We start from the raw sequence: 18,018 nt of genomic DNA on the forward strand, positions 1-18,018 counted from the left end.
AAGCTCCTATCAGGTCACAAACTCTGGGCCCGGTTATGCCCGGGAAATACCAGAATCGGACGACAGGTCAACACAAAGGCATTTGAGCCAATCCCAGCACGGGTCAGTCCGATCCGGTATTTGAAAGTATATTAGAATGAGTATCCCAGCAGTTTCCGCGCCTGCTCATACTTTGCCTGATCCGGTATCGCCACAGTAACTGCCTGAACTACCTGCTTGTATAGTGACTACCCTAATCACTGTGGAACATAACCCCGGATGGCTTACCGCGTCTTTCCCATGCCATTTTCAGTGCTTTGGTGGTCAGCCTGCTGTCCGGAGAGAACGACATTGCCCACCCCACGGGTTTCCGTGCAAATAGATCGAGTACCACAGCAAGGTAAGTCCGGCGTTTACCTGTCCAGATATACGTCACATCGCCGCACCATACCTGGTCAGGCACTGTCACTGCAAACTGACGTCCGAGGTGATTCGGGATAGCAATATGTTCGTGTCCCCCACGTCTATATCGGTGAACAGGCTGCTGACAACTCACCAGCCCCAGCTTCCTCATAAGATGGCCGGCAAGCCATCGTTCCATCCGGAAGCCCCTGTGTGTGGCCATTGTGGCGATACTTCTTGCATCCTCGGAGCCATGACTGAGGCCGTGTAGTTCCTGAACCTGACTGCGTAATACAGCTAGCCTGCTATCCGGCTTGTCAGGACGGTTTTTCCGGTATTTATAGCTGCTGCGGTGAACCCCAAACACGTGGCAAAGCGTGGCCACAGGATAATGCGCTCTGAGTTTCCCGATTATCGAGAGTTGTTCAGGGAATCTGACATCAAGAGCGCAGTAGCCTTTTTTAATATTTCATTTTCCATTTCAATACGTTGAAGTTTTTTCTTCAGCTCACGTATCTCAATTTGCTCCGGCGTGATAGGGGAGGCTTTAGGTGTTTTGCCGGCACGTTCATCTCGTAGCTGCTTTACCCACCGGGTCATAGTGGAAAGTCCGACATCCATGGCATTTGCGGCATCTGCAACCGTATAGTGTTGATCCACCACTAACTGAGCGGATTCACGTCTGAATTCTGCACTGAAATTTCGTTTTTTCATTAAAGCACCAGTGTTGTCCTGAGGGTATTCATTTCGTCGAAGGTGAGTCCCAGAGATTCACGATGGTGAATATTGTCTTCTTTCAGCGCACGCAGGGCATCTGTTAATACGGCGTAATTCAGAGACGGAATCATGATTTCGGACCTTCCTTAAACACTTCAGCGGTTGGCTAATTTGAGGTTGATCCATTCATCAATTTCAGATTCGAGCCAGGCTACGCTGGCAGGGCCAACCTTTATTATTGAACGAGGAAAAGAGCCCCCTTTCATATACAGATAGATTTGCGAGCGTTTCAGACCGGTTTTTTCTTCGACCTGTTTCAGGCGTAATAACTGATGTGATGTCATGATTTTCTCCAGTGTAGAGTGGGGTTGGAGAAGATAAAAAAGCATAAGCGAAGGTGAAGAAGAAAGCACGTAAGCCCGTATTAAGAGTTTTTGAGTTCTTAATACGTATTTCAGTATAATGGTGAGTTAAATCAATAAGGCACTGAAGTGGGAGAACCGCGTTCAAGTGCTGTTTTCAGTGTATCGCCGCTGAATTTGTCAGTAATACCTTCGGTAGATGCCCATTGTTCGAAAATGGATAAAAGCTTGTAAGGTTTTCCTAGTAATGGACTGATGACTTCATTATGTTTACATGAAAGCCAGAAAAGACGAGATAAAGGGCTGGATATGCGTGTCGATGTTGGAGTGTGTTTAATATTTACATAGGCATTCATCAGCTTTTGTAGTTCAGTCAGGCGAATTACAAAACAGGAATCTTGTGGTAATTTATAAATAGGGAAATATTCTTTGTCACTGGATTTATGAGTTTCATTCGATTAATGTTGTTATAAATCTCAGATTTTAGTTCTTCAGGTAATTACATTAGTTGTTGGCTAATTCGTTCTTTTCATGTTATTTTCTCAAACGCTTGAAATAGAGTTCTTGATAATAAAACTGAAATGCCATAATTAATACATTGATTGCCTGTGATTGGTGGTGATATATTGATTGAGTGCGCCAGTAAGTGTTGAATTGTTACGAATTCATACCCGATCAGAGTGGTATCAATGACCCATTTTTTTAGAATGAATATATTTATCTTGAGTGAGTGTGGTATAATTTATATGTTTAATGAAACAATGTGTATCAAGATAGCATAAACGATCTGTGAGAGAGTTTCCTATTTTTTTCAATTTAATTTTATTCTTAATTTTTGTGACTTTCCTTAATATAATTGTAGATTGAAAGTATATAGATAAATAAATGTTTCAAGATAGCGCATGGCGATAAACGTCGCTGTCGGTTAATTGTTTCTCTGTTTTTTTCTGGTTGGCTAGGTATACAGCTTCAGGTATGGTTAACCAATCGGATTTATTTTTAATAATAGTATTTTTTGTTTTATTGTTAAACATAATTTTTCCTTATTTATATGAGTGCTAATATATTGATGGTTTTTTATAATTTATTCGTGTTTTGGTGTGAATATATGAATTGAATTGTCATATCTTTTATATGACCTATAGTCAGTCAAATAATACTTAAAACTAACTGTTAATATATAATTTCATTGTGGTCGTATAACTATAATAAATGATGTGGCAGGTTGCTTTTTATATCACCCCATGTTAAGAATTTATAGTTAAATGGATGGTGATATGTGATTATGGATATTTTATAGCTATCTAATATTGATTTGGTAATATATGAAAGATGAGCAGAGTAATGCTGTTCTATAAAATATAATTTATCAAATTGATCTCTCTTTATATAAAAATCTAAATTCTTAATGATTTCTTCTGATAATCCAATGCCTCTTGATTTAATATAGGCTTCTTTTAATGTCCACATCTTATAGAAATTATGTTTTTTTTGAGTCTCGTCAAAATAAGATAGGTATTTTTTTTCTTTTTTTGAGAAATAATAATCTATAATGCTATTTATTTCTATATCACGGTTGAAATATTCAATATCAATACCAACGGATGATGTATTTGAAATAGCGAGAGCAACACAATTATTTGAATGTGATAAATTGAAGTAAATGCTTTCCTTTGATTCGTTTAAAATAAATGGTTTCCCGTACTCATTTTTTGAAAATCTTACATCTTCTGGTGAAATTTTTAAATAAAATGATAAAATATCGCGTAACATGACTCTTGATAGCAAAAAAATATTTCGTTGTTTTATAAAAGGGTAGTCGAATAACGATGAAATTTCATCGTTATTTAAGATGTGCATTCTGGATTTAGCTTTACTTAAACATGGTATCGTTTGTAGATTACCAATCCAGATATGCACCTCATTATCTATAAACAAGTTGCTATTACTCATTGCATTTGGCTATTAGCATAACGCTTTCTGTTGTAACCATAAATGTGCATATAAGCCATTTTTTGCAAGTAACTCAGCATGTTTTCCTTGTTCTGCTATTTTTCCATTTTCCATTACGATAATGTTATCGGCATTTTTAATGCTATTTAATCGATGGGCAATCATAATGATTGTCTTATCTTTTGATAACAATGATAAAGCTTGTTGAATTAATACTTCTGATGAACAATCGATACTCGATGTTGCTTCGTCGATCAGTAAAATTGGTGCATTTTTTAATAAAGTTCTAGCAAGAGAAAGACGTTGACGTTCTCCACCTGAGAGTAACATACCACCGTAACCAATAGGAGTATCATAATTTTGTGGTTTTTGTATAATAAACTCATGTGCATTAGCTAATTTAGCTGCAGTTATTATTTCATCATCGTGAGCATCTGTTTTTCCCATTAAAATATTATCTTTAATTGTTCCTGAAAATAAAACGACATCTTGATAAACAGAAGATACATATGAACAGAGTTTATCGGAATTTATTTGGTTAATATTAATATCATCTAGCAATATTTCACCTTGGTTAACATCCCATAGACGAGAAATAAGCTGTAGTAAAGTGCTTTTCCCTGAGCCACTAGGGCCAACAATAGCAGTAAAGCTTTTTTCAGGAAAACAGCAAGATATATTATCTAATGTTAATTGACTATTATAAGGATAAATAAAGCTTACATTGTTAAAATAGATATCTGTTCTTATTGGTAATTGAGTATATTTAGGCTCAGAAAGTGGAACCACTTTCATTACTTCTTCTATGCGTTGTAATGATTTTTGTGCATAATTTAACAACATACTGGATAATCCTAAATCAAAGAATTGTCGATAAATGGGGAGTGCTAATACAAGGAAAAAAACGAATTGAGAAGGAGAAAGTGAGCCACTAATTAAACGGCTTGTTCCTATTATCATTAATAAAATAAAACCTGATTCAAGAATAAAACCATAAAGTGCAATCCAAGGGGCAGGCTTGGAATCTAGAACTATTTGGGTTTTATTTTGTGTTTCTAAGGCTGCTTTTAGTTTTTTCCATGCAGGACCAAGTCGCCCAAAACTACGAATAACCATAATTCCTTGGATATAATCGAGTAATTCGGATTGTACATTGGCATTAGCATCAGCTGCCTGTTGTGCAGCTTTTAACATTATTTTATGGCTTATGGATAATGCGAACAGAGCGATTGGAATAGAAAATAATATAATTAAAGTGAGTTGCCAATCTACCCATACTAAGAATAGTGAGAGAAAAACAGGCATCGCTAAAGTACTGATAAACATTCCTAAGAAATGTGACCAGATATTTTCAATGATCTCTAAATCAGCAGTAAGCCGTGATGCAAGATCACCACTGCGTTGAGAAGAAAACCAGCCAATCGGGATTTTTCGTAAATGATCGGCTATTCTTAGACGGGCTTGTCCCATCATTTTATAAGCACCAATAAAAATCATTGGCATACTATAAGTACCAATGACAATACGCAGAACAATAGATAAGAGTATTGATAAAAAGTAATAAAATAACTGAGCTAGTGTGATTTTATTGGCAAAAAGATCAATTAATAAAAAATAGAGTAGAATATACGGAATAGTAGCAAAAAGACCTTCAACTACGGCAAGGCATAGACCCACCATTAAATCTTTATCTTTTTTATTAGAAAGCAAATAACCTGATTTAATTAATTCTTTAATCATTATTATTCTCCTGGATTAATTGCCAATGAATAGTGTGACTATAATCATTCCATAATTTTTGATAGGTTGGGCATTGGTTTAATAAATGGGTGTGTGTACCTGTATCAATAATCTTTCCATTATCAAGCACAATAATTTTATCTGCGTTAATAATAGTATGTAGGTTATGAGTGATCATAATAACAGTCCGATTCTGGCATAGACTCTTTAATGCGCGATAGATCAAAATTTCATTTTCAGCATCAACATTGGCAGTAATTTCATCGAGAAGTAGGATTGGAGAGTTTTTTAATAGTGCTCTTGCAATTGATAATCGCTGTTTCTCTCCACCTGAAAGTTTATTTCCTTGTTCACCAATTAATGTATTATATCCTGCTGGGAGTTTTTCAATAACATGATGAATATTGGCTGCTTTAGTTGCTTTGATAATATCCTCAAATAAGGCATTAGGATTTGCTATGAGTAAATTTTCTAAAATAGTTCCATGAAATAGATATACATCTTGAAAAACAACACTTATTTGAGAAAGTAAATCAATTTCTGGCCAGTAGTTGATATCATATTGACCTATTTTTATTTGGCCAGAAGTACAATCATAAAAACGGGGAATTAGTTTTAATAATGAGGATTTTCCTGCACCACTGTGGCCTACAATTGCAGTTGTTGTACCCGCTTGGGCATTAAAACTAATTTTCTCTAATATCGGTTTATCACCATGATCCAAACAGACATCTTTAAAAGTAATATCGCTATTTTTAGGGAGAGTAAAATGTTTATCATGTTGTTTATGCTCTGAAAGTTCAAGGATCATACTGATATGTTTTAAGGTTTGTTTTCGTTGAGCTTGTTCTCCTAGCACAAATGTTAGTCGTAATAACGGCGCAAGTACGAGGGGGGATGTCATTAAAAATAAAATATAAGTAGATAAATCAATATTTTGATTTAAATACATCCACCCACCTACTGGTGCTATAATAACGAGATTCGCTGTTAATATCCCACTAAATACCATCCAAGAGCCTGTACTAGCTTTGACATTATTTTTTATCCATTTAACAGAGGAATTGATAGATTGAGATAATTTACCAAAAGTATGGGAGGTTAAGTTAAACGCTTTTATTTCTCGTATTCCTTTAATATATTCTCCTATTTCATTAGCAATTTTTTTCTGAATATTCATCCACTCATTGGTTTGTTTATTGGCTCGACGCAACATGAGAAGTTGAGCCATAAAAGCAATGGGTAATGGGGTTAGAGATAATAAGGCAAGAGGCCAATTTACATAAAAAAGTAATATAATAGCGATAAAGGGAGTCACTATGGCTGAGACGAGATCAGGTAGCATATGTGCGAAAAAACCTTCTAAGCTTTTTATATCATCATTGATAATACGTCGCAGATTTCCACTGCCATATTGAGCAAAAAATGATAATGGTACTTTACTGATTTTTTTAGCTATTGCGAGTTGTAATTGATGCTGAATATAAAAAGCACCCCGATGTGCGGCAATATGACTTATTGCCATTAATCCCCAACGTAAAATTAAAATAATCACAGTGATATAAACTAGATTATTTATTTGTTGAATATTAGGTGATGTTGAAAAACAAATCTGGCTGATTTTATAGATGATCCATAATGGTGCTAAACTTAGCATTGTTGAGATTATTGCCATAATAATGCCACTAATCAGAGGGAGTGGGGCTAATTTTATTAAAATACGAAAGTTAAGTGGCAAAGTATCTATTGTTTTATTCATATATATTACCTAATCAATTTAATCATTGATAAATTGGTGATAAAAATCAATAATAAAACGACAAAAAGTATTTGGGCGTGTAATTGGATAAAAGTGATCTCCAGCGATGCAATTAATAGTGCAATGCTTATCTATCCAATCTTGCCATGCTTCAACTTCGTTTTTATCAGCTTCACTATCATGACTACCATACATTAATAAAACAGGGGTATGAAAAAGCCGTTTAGTGCTTTTTTGAAAAAAATAACGCTCGGTAGCAAGGAAATCAGCACGTAATAATGGCATAAACTGTTTTAACAACTGTGGCTGCTTGATTAATTCAGCATCACATCCACCAATGGCAATTAATTGTTGAATAAAGTCATCATCATTTAAATCACTCAGTAATCTCCTTGCTTGAATATGAGGAGCTTGGCAGCCTGATAATATTAGTCCAGATAATTCCCAGCCATTTTTTTCTAATTGAATAGCAGTTTCAAAGGCAACTTGGGCCCCCATACTGTGACCGCAAAGTAATAATGAATTATGCCGTGGTGGATAAAATTTCTTTATTATTGTTATTAATTCATTGGCTAATAACCCAATATCATTAAAGGCTGGTTCTTTAAATCTGCAACCATGGCCAGAGTAATTAACTAATTGACAATTTAACCCTGAAATATCGGTAGATCTCCACGAGTTAAATGCACTATTACTGGCACCAGCAAATGGGCAAACCAATAGGTTAGCATTGTCTTTATTTACATTTTGCTCATTTAAAGGAGTAATATATTTGGGAGATTGTTTTATCATTATTTTCTCCGTCCACTACTTTTGGTGAAGTTCATTCGCTTAAATGGCGCAATTGTGCCATCAATGGCTTTACCTGCTGTTTGCAATGTTTTTATCCATAATTGAGATAAAGCTAATTGGTAATGGGGTTGTAAAATCATTGGTTTTTTATCATTAGGTAATTGCCAGCATTTATCTATCTCTGCCAGTAAGTAATTAATAGCTTCTGGTGCTTCACATTCCATCACATCCTGCCAACTATTTGGTGGAGTATGAAATGAATGAAACAGTGGTTCATCAAGCTCCATCGTGGCAGGAGATTGATACATGGCTTTTTTACTATCTTGGTGATGATGAATATAAAGCGCATTATTCCATTCTACTGGCCCATAACTTCCAGCGAGAGTTAAATAACCAGCTGGCCAGCCTAATATCATATGATGCATCACGAGGCTATGCTGATCAGGATCGTTAGATGACAAATGTTTTTGTAGGCATAAAAGCAAATCACCAGTAGGGTTGGATAGTCGTAGAAATTGTAGCGGGGTATTATCTTTTTCTAATGTGACTGTAATATCATTAGGGTGTAATTTCATTGCTTGGCAATATATATCTAAGGCGGAATAAATTAATTGCCTGCTTGTGATAATTTGTCCCCACACTGGTCGTTGTTGTATTTGCTGATATATCTTCTGTGTGTTTTCTATCCATAAACGTCCTGCTTTATTATGTGGATAGAGGCTGTTAACGATATAGTGGCAATGCATTTTTTCTGCTAATGATTGTAGTCTGGTAATTTCATCAGGATGTACAGGATGTTCCTGTACAACCGAGATCCCCCGTTGTAAAAATGCTTGCGCAAGTTGGCTACCTTCGCCACCAACAATGGCTGATCGCACAACAATACAAGCTAGATCTATTTTTTCAGGTAGTTGATCAAATCGAGTAAAAAGTGGAATACCGAATGCTTTAGATAATTCTCGAGAACGAGTGCTACCTTTGGAAAAAAGGCCAATAAGATGCCATTTGTCTTGAGGTTGTATAAATGCATTGAGATAAACCTCTCCAAATTTACTGCCTACAATCACCACTTTTTTTGCCGGTTTCATTAATTACCTCCTTCGGATGGATATCCGTTATTAGAAAGTTTTTGTTGCACCCACTGATCAATGATTTCGGCCAGATGTGTGCTGGTAGCGCGATCTTGCAGTATTGACCAGTGCTCCCCTGAAAAATAGTGATGTTGGGTATGTGGCGGTAATCGTTGGTACCACTCTTTTTCAGGTGATGTCCATTCTGTTGGGTGGTTGGTGGCTTCCAGCCATAAACAGGCGATATCATCAGATAATGGTAGGTCACTTTCAGGTAGGAATGACATAAGTCTTTTAGTGCATGCAAGCTGCTTATTTTCATCTGATGAACTATCTGAGTCATCATGACAAAATTTAATAAAATCATGTCGATAGACGGGATCTATTAATACTAATAATACGGAATGATTTTGTTGCGAGAGTTGTTCTGCAAGGTAACTGGCAATAAAAGCACCATATGACCAACCAATAAGAATATAAGGGCCAGTCTGTTGTGCTGTTTTTATGCTAGATAAATGTAATGATAACAATGTATCCAAATCAGTTAGTTTTGAAGCATCTGTAACTGTTAATCCCCACACTGTATTATTTAACGACTCAGCAAGAGGTAGGTAAACACCGGGATCACCATCAGAAGCATGTACCATAAAGTAGTGGTAAGGTTTTGGAGCAGATACAGCGCTTAGAGGTATCAAAGAGGAGTACTCTCGTTGAGATTGCTTTTCCTGCTCTAAATGAGCACAAAAATCGGCTAAGCATGGATAGGTAAAAATCTGTTGTAATGTTGCTGGATATCCCCGTTGATGTAATTGGCTGATCATTTTGGTTGCAATCAAACTATCTCCTCCAGAACGGAAGAAATCATTTGTACTATTGACCTCACGACCTAATAACTCAGACCATAATGCAATGATTTCATTAATCATATTGGTTGGTACATCAGGTATTGCAACAGGTTGTATCTGTTCATTTAGCTCTTGAGCGGATGATGTTGCTATGCCATTAAGGGTTGCTTCAATATTTTCACATTGGAACAACTCAAAAGAGTCGATATTCTGATCAAGAGAATGAGATAAATAATCACGTAATTTACCTAAATAAGGTTTTCCTCCACGAGTGGGAGAGGCTAAAAAGAGTGTTTGTCGCAAAGATGAGGAATCTGTTTGGGGCCATTGACCAATAGTTTCAAAACCAGTATTGATTAAAATATCATGCCAACTTTCACTATCAAGCATCGCTTTATTCGTCAATATACGCTTATCTTGATATGCACTTAATCCCTCAATAAAGCCAACAGTCGCCATTTGCATAGCACTTTGACACTCGGTTGCTTCGATAAATAATAAATAGCCTTGAGGTTTTAACAGGCTTCTAATCCGTTTTAGTGCGTGGCCGATATGTGATGCATCATGTAATACATTAGATGCAATGATCAGATCATAGCCATTATCTGGATGATGAGAAAATTGTATTGGTGCATTAATATCAAAGAGTTGATAGCGCATTTCTCCTACAGCAGTGAATTTTTTTCGCGCTTTATCAAGGAAGTAATGTGATATATCAGTAAAGGTGTATGAGTAATGCGTATTCTTAAGTACTGCGACTATACCTTGAGTGGTAGCTCCTGTACCTGCCCCTATTTCTAAAATATTGAGTGAAGATGTTGCACCAACCATTGCACTAACAATATCTTTTGCACATTGATTTAAATAATTTAGTGCAGGGTGTTTGGCGTATAGTGCTGTGGTAATTTCATCTGAATTAAAAAGTAGTGAAAGAGGAGAAACCTTACCACTAAAGAGTAATTCATGTTGGGTTAGTGATTGTTCAAGGTAATCCCAAAGTACATATTCCCAATCATTAACAGGTTGTTGAAATACTGGGGCAGATAAACATAAGTTAATAAACTGTGTTGTGGCATAAAACTGATCACCCTCTTTGGTTAATAAGTGATGCAGGCATAATAAATCTAGCCACTGACTAAGTAGCCTCTCATACTGAGGCTTTGCTTTTAAACGAGCCACTATTTCAGCTAGGGTGATTGGTGTGTTTAGCTCGGTAAAAAGAGCATTTCGATACAGTGTGTGACATATGCCATACCGTGCTCGTTCCTCAAATCGTTGCCAACTCTTTTCAATAATGTCACTGAGTGAAGCTGATGGCGAAAGTAAATTAGGTAACCAATTGGGCTGTTTAATAACGGATAGTGGAATATCAGAAGAGGCTTCAAACAGTAATTGTAGAGGAGGCTCTACTTTCGTATCGTCTTTTACCATTACCATAGCATGAGCACGTTTGATTTGCGGATGATTTTCCAATGTTTGCTCGAGTTGTTGATAGCGTGATTGGAGGTGATTATCTATTGCTAAATGTTGATATGAAGGAAGTTGCGCAATAATCTTATCAACTGATTGATTATTATCTTCATCTTGGCATAATTGAGTGATCAAGCTTTGATAATCAGAGAACATCATTGTTAATAAACCGTCAGCAAAGATGTCATCCATGCAGAACCAATTTAATGTTAGCCCCTCTTTTCCTTCCATTACTTGGTGATCTAACCAAACTTGAGGTGTTTGCGCGAAGCTATATACGGGTTGGCCGAAAAGCTGATTTAATGCTTCATCAATATTGTCACCATCTAGTGTCATACCTAACATGCTAGTAAATACAATAGGTAACAGAGATTGGCTACTATCCCCTTTATAGCGTCCCCATTCACGTAAAATCTCTACACCATTTACTTGGGACTTACTTAAATGTTGCCAAAGTCTGCGCTGTATTTTTGCCATTGACTCATTTAATGTACAGTCGTTATCTAGATAAATATCTATAGGGAGTACAGAGGTAAAATCACCAATAAGTTGTGTAACATCTGGGTGCCATGGTTGACGATTAAAGAAAGTTAAGTTTAGTGTAAAGGCTGGGTATTTTGTCCAGCGACCTAAAACTAAAGCAAAAAGTGTTAAAAGCCCTGCTGATGGTGTAATACCATGCTTTTTCCACCTCTGTTTTAATTTGTCCCATTGCGCTATAGAAACATGATGTTGGAAAGTCGTAAAACGAGGTTGTTCAGTAATGGATGAATTCTTTATCGGTAAATATGGGGCAGAAGGTAAATCAGATAATAGATCCTGCCAGTAACACCATGCCATTTTCCACTCATCACTGTTACGATTTGTTTGATTTTTTAAGCAGTAGTCGCGGAAGGTAAATGTTTGTGGTATTAATTCTTGTCCTGAATAGGCGTTAAATAGATCATCAAACAGAATTTTAAAGCTCATGGTATCAAACTGCAGTAAATCTAGATTGATATGTAATCTGTAACAATCGTTATTTAGCCAAGAAATTTCAACTTCAAATAATGGCCATGACTCAGTCGGTAATACCCGATAAGAAAGGGCTTCCCTTATCTGTGTTAGGCTCTCTTGTTGCTCTTGTTGGGTTAAATTTGTTAGGTCATGTTGAATAAAATGAAAATAAGGAACTTCTTTTAAGATACGTTGTTGTCCATCATCATCTATGATCATTCTCAACATATCATGACGCTGAATAACTTTATTCCAAGCTTTTTCAAGTGAGGCCGGCTCCCATATATGGCGTTGACAATCCCATTCAAAAATTGCATGGCAAGCAACGCCTCCGTAGTTAAAGAGGTTTTTACGTCCGATCCAATAGGCGTGTTGAATTGGTGTTAATGGAAATGGGGCATATCGTTCTGACTCCATTGTGTGGGAAATGTTGTCTTGATTATGGAGTGCTTCTGTCACAGTAAATTTCTCAGGTGCTGCGGTTCGAATAACTGAGGCTAAACCAGCAATAGTCATATCATCATAAGATTGTTCAGCGTCAATATTGACCGCAAACTGTTTCTTAATTTCCGCACTGAGATCGAGGAAAGAGAGAGAATCTAGTCCTAATTGGAATAGTTCAATGTGAGTATCAATATGTTCATCACCAAGACGCAACAGTTGTTTGATGCATGCTGTTAGCCACTGTTCTAAGTTATCACCAACGCGATAATCAACCCTGTTAGGGCTTACCGGCTCTGTTTGATCCGTTTGAGTTGGGGTTTCACAAAGCTGGCGAGTGTGATTAATTTCATGGTTATCATAATGATCATTATGATTAGTCTGATGAAATAAAGGCGTTTTTTGTGTCATTAAAGGTGGAGTCGCTAAGCGCATTGCAAGGCGACAAGAGGTATTATCTAGCAGACAAGCATCTAAATGTGCCAGTCCTTCCTCAGTAGTAAGCGTACTCATACCTTTGTGTTGTAATTTATCATGGAGTTGTTTTTCTGCCACAAAGCCAACACTTTGCCATGCCCCCCAAGCGATAGAAATGACGGTTAATCCCTTGATATTGCGACGTGCATATTCAGCTAATCCATCTAAATATCCACAAGCGAGGGAATGAGCTGCTTGTCCTTCAGAGCCTATAGTTGCAGCGGCAGAGGAGTATAAAATAAGGTAACTGGCATCTGTTTTTTCTAAAGCATCACAAAATTGCTTGGCAGATATCGCTTTAACAGAAAATACGTCAGACATACGCTTAGGGGTGAGTTGTGTCATAAGTGCATCATCCAAAATACCTGCACTGTGTATAAGCCCCTCAATGCCACCTTCATTTTCAAGCTGAGTGAGTGCTGCATGACATTGAGCGTTATCACGACAATCACATGTTAGCCATTTTATTTCTAGCTGGTTAGATTTCTGTAAGTTATTCATCCAATCTAATGCGCTGCTATCAGCTCGTGGTGCCAAAATAGCGATACGTTTAGCACCTTGCCTTACTAACCAACTTGCTGTAATTCGACCTAAGCCTCCAAAACCACCAGTAATAATATGCCAGCGCGGGGATACCATGATGTTCTGCGCTATGATCGTAGAAGATGAGGGCAGTGGGGTTAATTGTGGTAAGTAGCAGCAATGGTTACGAACAATAATTTCATTATTACCTTGTTCTATTTGTATAAAAGCAGGAACTAATTCAGACCATGAGGCATTTATACCTAAATCAACAATGGCAATTAACCTTGAGCTATATTCTTTTTGAATAGTTTTTAATAAACTTCGAATACTACGTTGTGCTGGATTAACCGTTTCTATGGCAGTTAATGCCCAGGCTTGTTGCGTGATAACAACAAACCCATCAGACGATGACAGTAATATTTGGCGGATCTGCTCGGCGATAATTAAAGGATCTGCAAGGTTGGCAACGATTAATTGATTTTCGCCCTGTTCAGAAAGACATCCAATAGCGGATAAAATAGCTGTGATTTCAGAAGGCAATGTTTGTTGATGGTTAAATATTAATGTTGGCTTGATAAGATCTTGTTCCACACAAGGTGTTAATTGCCATTGGTAGTGTGAACTTTGTTGTATCTTGGTGTCACTAGGTAACTCTTGATCAAAGTGATCGTTTTCTGTCGAAACACTGGCGAGAATAATATGTTCACACATATCTTTGGTTTCTGGTAATGCATCAGGTAACCAGCGAATATGTTGAAATCCTGCTAAGCGACACTGTTGATGCCATAATTCTGGTGATAAAAATAGTTTTCCTTTACGGATCTTTTCATCATGGAGGGGTAACACCAGTGGGCCAAAAACAAAATCAAATAAGCGAGCTTGTTTGGTTATTTCGCGCATAAGCAAATGACCATTGGAACGCAGTAAAGTACGAAGAGCAGTTAATGTATCTCCAATATGTTGAGTGGCATGAATAACATTAGCAGCAATAATAATGTCATAATAATCAGATTGAAAACCTTGTATTTCAGGGGATTGTTGTAAATTGAACTCTCGATAGTTAACAAATGAATATTGACTAAATTTTTGTGCGGCACGTCGGGTGAAGATAGGTGAAATATCGGTAAATTCGTATTCAACATGTTGTATGGTTGATAAAATAGGTAGCAGCCAAGAGGTGGTTCCTCCCGTGCCACCACCGACTTCAATAATTCGCAAAGGCTTAGCCACAGTGGGCTGGTAGTGAGAAAGTAATCCTTTAAGTACCGCGGCAGCAATTTGGTTAAAATAACGACCAAAACTAAAATCTTGATAGAGAACTTCAACACCTTGAGATGCACCTTCAGGAAAGATCACTGAAACAGGTTCAATCACGCCTGTCATCATATCGTAGAGTTGCTCTCCTGCTCGCTTGACGGTGTCAGGAATAGATTGAAGACCTTCGCTATCTAATTGTAATTGATGGAATAATAATGGTAATTTATCACTAGAAATAGATTTTATTTTTTTATAGTAGTTGTGCTGATTTATCTGTTGGTAAATATAATATCCATCCTCAACACAGGCCTCTAATAAACGTACTAATAATTGATAATAGCGGGGTAAAATGCGTCCTGCTCGCATAATATCGATTACAGACATGGGGGTATTCAACTCATGGCCTAAACACGAGCATATCATTTTATCGACGTAATAATTATGTAAAGTGGTAAGTGTTGAATTAAATGAGTTTAAACGAGGAAGATCGAGTGTTGTAAGCGCTTTTAATGCCGTTTCACGACCTTGGCTAATAGGTAAATCAAATGCGCTTTTTTGTGGTTGATATTTTTCACTATCCTTTTTTTCATACCAATAATATTGTTTTTCAAAGGGATAGAGAGGTAATGGTATATAACTTCCTTGAGTTTTAAACAGTGACTGCCATGGTAAATCATAGCCTGCAATAAATAGGGTTGTTGCAGCCTGTTGTTTCATCTGAATTTCATCAACTCCCATTCTGGCAGTTGGTATCCAACTAATCTCAGTAATGCCTTCACGTTCACCAAGATCACTTAATACAGAAGTTGGTCCTAATTCTATAGCATGGGTGACACCATGATTGACTAACGTTTGTATTGCATCTTGATACATAACTGTATTGCGTAGTTGCTGAGCCCAATATGATGGATGTTGAAGTTCTTTTTGAGAAATTAATTGCCCTGTATAGCCTGAGACTAAGGCTATTTTTCCTTGTGAGGCTGATAATGACTCAGTAAATTCCATCAATTGATCAAGAATATTATCAATATAAGAGGTATGAGCAGCACACACGTTATTCATTTCTCTAAATCGAATATTCTTTGCTTTCAATATTTGAGTAAACTTTTGCATATCATCGGGTTGCCCCGCGAATGATAAGTTGTTATGGCCATTAATTGCAGCTAATTCAACATGACATTGTTTAGCAATGATTTGAATATCTTGATATTCTGCAAATACAGCAATCATTTCACCATTAACATGACTTTCCATTAATTGTCCACTATATACAGCAAGTGGCATCATTTGTTCGATTGTATAGAAACCAGCGATAACGGCTGCGGCATATTCTCCGCAAGAATGACCTACAATTATTTCAGGTAAAATACCGATTGCTCGCCAATGTGCTGCCATTGCGATTTCATAGGCGACAATAGCCGCTTGAATATAACTGGCATTAACAAGTTTATCGCTATGTAGGCCAAACATGACTTCTTTTAACGGAAATGTTAAGTGTTGCAGGCATGCTTGCTCACAACGATCGATTGTTTCGGCAAATGTTGTTGAATGTTGGTACATCACTTTACCCATAGCAGGATATTGTGATCCCATACCAGAAAATAGCCACGCTATTTTCTTATTTGTTGATGTATGACCATATTGTATTAAAGAATCAGCACTTCCTTGAGAGAAAGCTAACAGTGAAATATCACTCTCACTTGTTAAGGGGATAGATAAGCGCCATGGTAAGTTGAGTTGTCTTTGCTGTAATGCATTATGAGCCAGAATGTTTGCTGGGGTAATTTTTATTAATGGTGCATAATCACCAGCAAGTTTTTTTAGACTCTCTTTTGTGGCGGCACTAAGCAATAATGAGTATTCAAAATTATTGTCTACCTCTTGTTCAGGTTTGATTGATACTAATGAGTCAGGCAATGATTGCACAATGATATGACAGTTTGTTCCACCAATACCAAATGAAGAAACACCAGCAGTTCGTATTCTGCTAGACCAAGCTTTAGGGTTTTTAGGAATGTAGAACGGGCTTTTTTCTATTTGTAATTGAGGATTTGGGTGATTAAAATGCATAGATGGAGGAATAAGTGCTTTATTTACCGCTAATATCGTTTTAATTAGGCCAGTGATACCTGCTGCTGTATCCAGATGTCCGATATTGCCTTTAACTGAGCCAATAGCGCATTTAGAAGCAGTAAGAGAGCGATCAGCGAAAACCTGACATAATGCACTAAACTCAATTGGATCACCTAATGGTGTAGCTGTTGCGTGTGCTTCAATAAGTTCAATATCTTCATTTTTAATATCGGCCAGTTGTATTGCTTCTCTAATAACTGAAACTTGGCCTGCTACGGAGGGAGCTGTGAATCCCGCTTTTTGATGACCATCATTATTAATGGCACTACCACGTAATACAGCAATAATTGTGTTTCCATCCACTAAGGCATCTTCAAGACGACGTAACACTACAATACCAAATCCATTACCAGCAAAAGTACCGTTTGCCTCTGCATCAAAAGGACGACAAATACCATCTGGTGAGAAGATCATGCCTTTCTGATATAGATAACCACCGGTTTGTGGAAATGTGATACCAATTCCACCAGCAATAGCCATACTGCATTCACCAGAGCGTAAACTTTCACAAGCCATATGTACGGCAACTAAGGAGCTAGAACAAGCGGTTTGTATAGTTAATGCTGGACCAGTTAAATTTAATTTATATGCAATACGTGTTGCGAGATAGTCTTTATCATTCCCTAATAATTTTTGCATGCCACGGACATGGCCAATATTGTGCAATGCTAAATCTTGCTGGGCAGGATAGCTGCTCATTCTTGCTGAAGCAAAAACGCCTGTTTTGATGGTTATATTGCAAGGGGCATATCCAGCATGCTCTAAAGCATGCCAAGCACCTTGTAAAAAAATTCTTTGCTGGGGATCGATAAGTTCAGCTTCTGAGCGTGAATAATTAAATAGAGTAGCGTCAAAATATTCCGCTTCATCTAACGGCGCGCCACGATTAACAAAATCAGGTGAATGATAAGTTTGTTCAGCGACACCTGCGGCTTTTAGTTCTTCTTCAGAAAAAAGACGAGAGCTATCGTGTTTATTAATTATGTTATGCCAAAATTGATCAATATTTTGTGCATCAGGGAAGCGACCAGAAAGACCAATAACAGCTATAGGTTCACTATTACCATAGAAAGTTTCAAAATTCAGCATGATTAATATCC

Annotated in this window: 8 protein-coding genes and 2 pseudogenes; all 10 read right to left on the reverse strand. The window is 37.1% G+C overall.

All coding sequences use genetic code 11. From position 1 onward, the window contains the following. Window positions 1–142: 142 nt before the first annotated feature. Window positions 143–1,095, reverse strand: a pseudogene (locus tag M1F03_RS04410) (IS3 family transposase); the annotation flags it as partial. Between the two features lie 20 nt (window positions 1,096–1,115). Further along, window positions 1,116–1,229 (reverse strand): annotated as a pseudogene (locus tag M1F03_RS04415) (DUF2857 domain-containing protein); the annotation flags it as partial. Window positions 1,230–1,253: 24 nt separating this feature from the next. Continuing rightward, a complete protein-coding gene (locus tag M1F03_RS04420; RefSeq protein WP_000200567.1) occupies window positions 1,254–1,442 on the reverse strand; it encodes an AlpA family transcriptional regulator in 189 nt (62 codons plus the stop codon). 908 nt (window positions 1,443–2,350) lie between these two features. Further along, window positions 2,351–2,494, reverse strand: a complete 144-nt coding sequence (locus tag M1F03_RS04425) for a hypothetical protein (RefSeq protein WP_000482925.1) — start codon at window positions 2,492–2,494, stop codon at window positions 2,351–2,353. A 169-nt stretch (window positions 2,495–2,663) separates the two neighbouring features. Continuing rightward, window positions 2,664–3,413, reverse strand: a complete 750-nt coding sequence (locus M1F03_RS04430; protein WP_000071884.1) for a 4'-phosphopantetheinyl transferase family protein — start codon at window positions 3,411–3,413, stop codon at window positions 2,664–2,666. Window positions 3,414–3,425: 12 nt separating this feature from the next. Further along, entirely contained in the window at window positions 3,426–5,153 is a 1,728-nt protein-coding gene (locus M1F03_RS04435) for an ABC transporter ATP-binding protein (RefSeq protein ID WP_000588838.1), read from the reverse strand. After that, on the reverse strand, window positions 5,146–6,912 hold the full coding sequence (locus M1F03_RS04440; protein ID WP_001044024.1) for an ABC transporter ATP-binding protein: 1,767 nt from the start codon (window positions 6,910–6,912) through the stop codon (window positions 5,146–5,148). The genes M1F03_RS04435 and M1F03_RS04440 overlap by 8 nt, the downstream gene beginning before the upstream one ends. 18 nt (window positions 6,913–6,930) lie before the next feature. Next, window positions 6,931–7,704, reverse strand: a complete 774-nt coding sequence (locus tag M1F03_RS04445) for a thioesterase II family protein (RefSeq protein ID WP_004239723.1) — start codon at window positions 7,702–7,704, stop codon at window positions 6,931–6,933. Then, window positions 7,704–8,792 carry a Gfo/Idh/MocA family oxidoreductase gene (locus M1F03_RS04450; protein ID WP_000801189.1) on the reverse strand — a complete coding sequence of 363 codons (1,089 nt, stop codon included), beginning with the start codon at window positions 8,790–8,792 and terminating at the stop codon, window positions 7,704–7,706. Before M1F03_RS04450 ends, M1F03_RS04445 begins: the two co-directional genes overlap by 1 nt. After that, entirely contained in the window at window positions 8,792–18,007 is a 9,216-nt protein-coding gene (locus M1F03_RS04455; protein ID WP_004239722.1) for a type I polyketide synthase, read from the reverse strand. Before M1F03_RS04455 ends, M1F03_RS04450 begins: the two co-directional genes overlap by 1 nt. Window positions 18,008–18,018: the final 11 nt, after the last annotated feature.

This window comes from Providencia sp. PROV080 (assembly GCF_033688105.1).
In the GTDB taxonomy this organism is placed as follows: Bacteria; Pseudomonadota; Gammaproteobacteria; order Enterobacterales; family Enterobacteriaceae; genus Providencia; species Providencia zhejiangensis.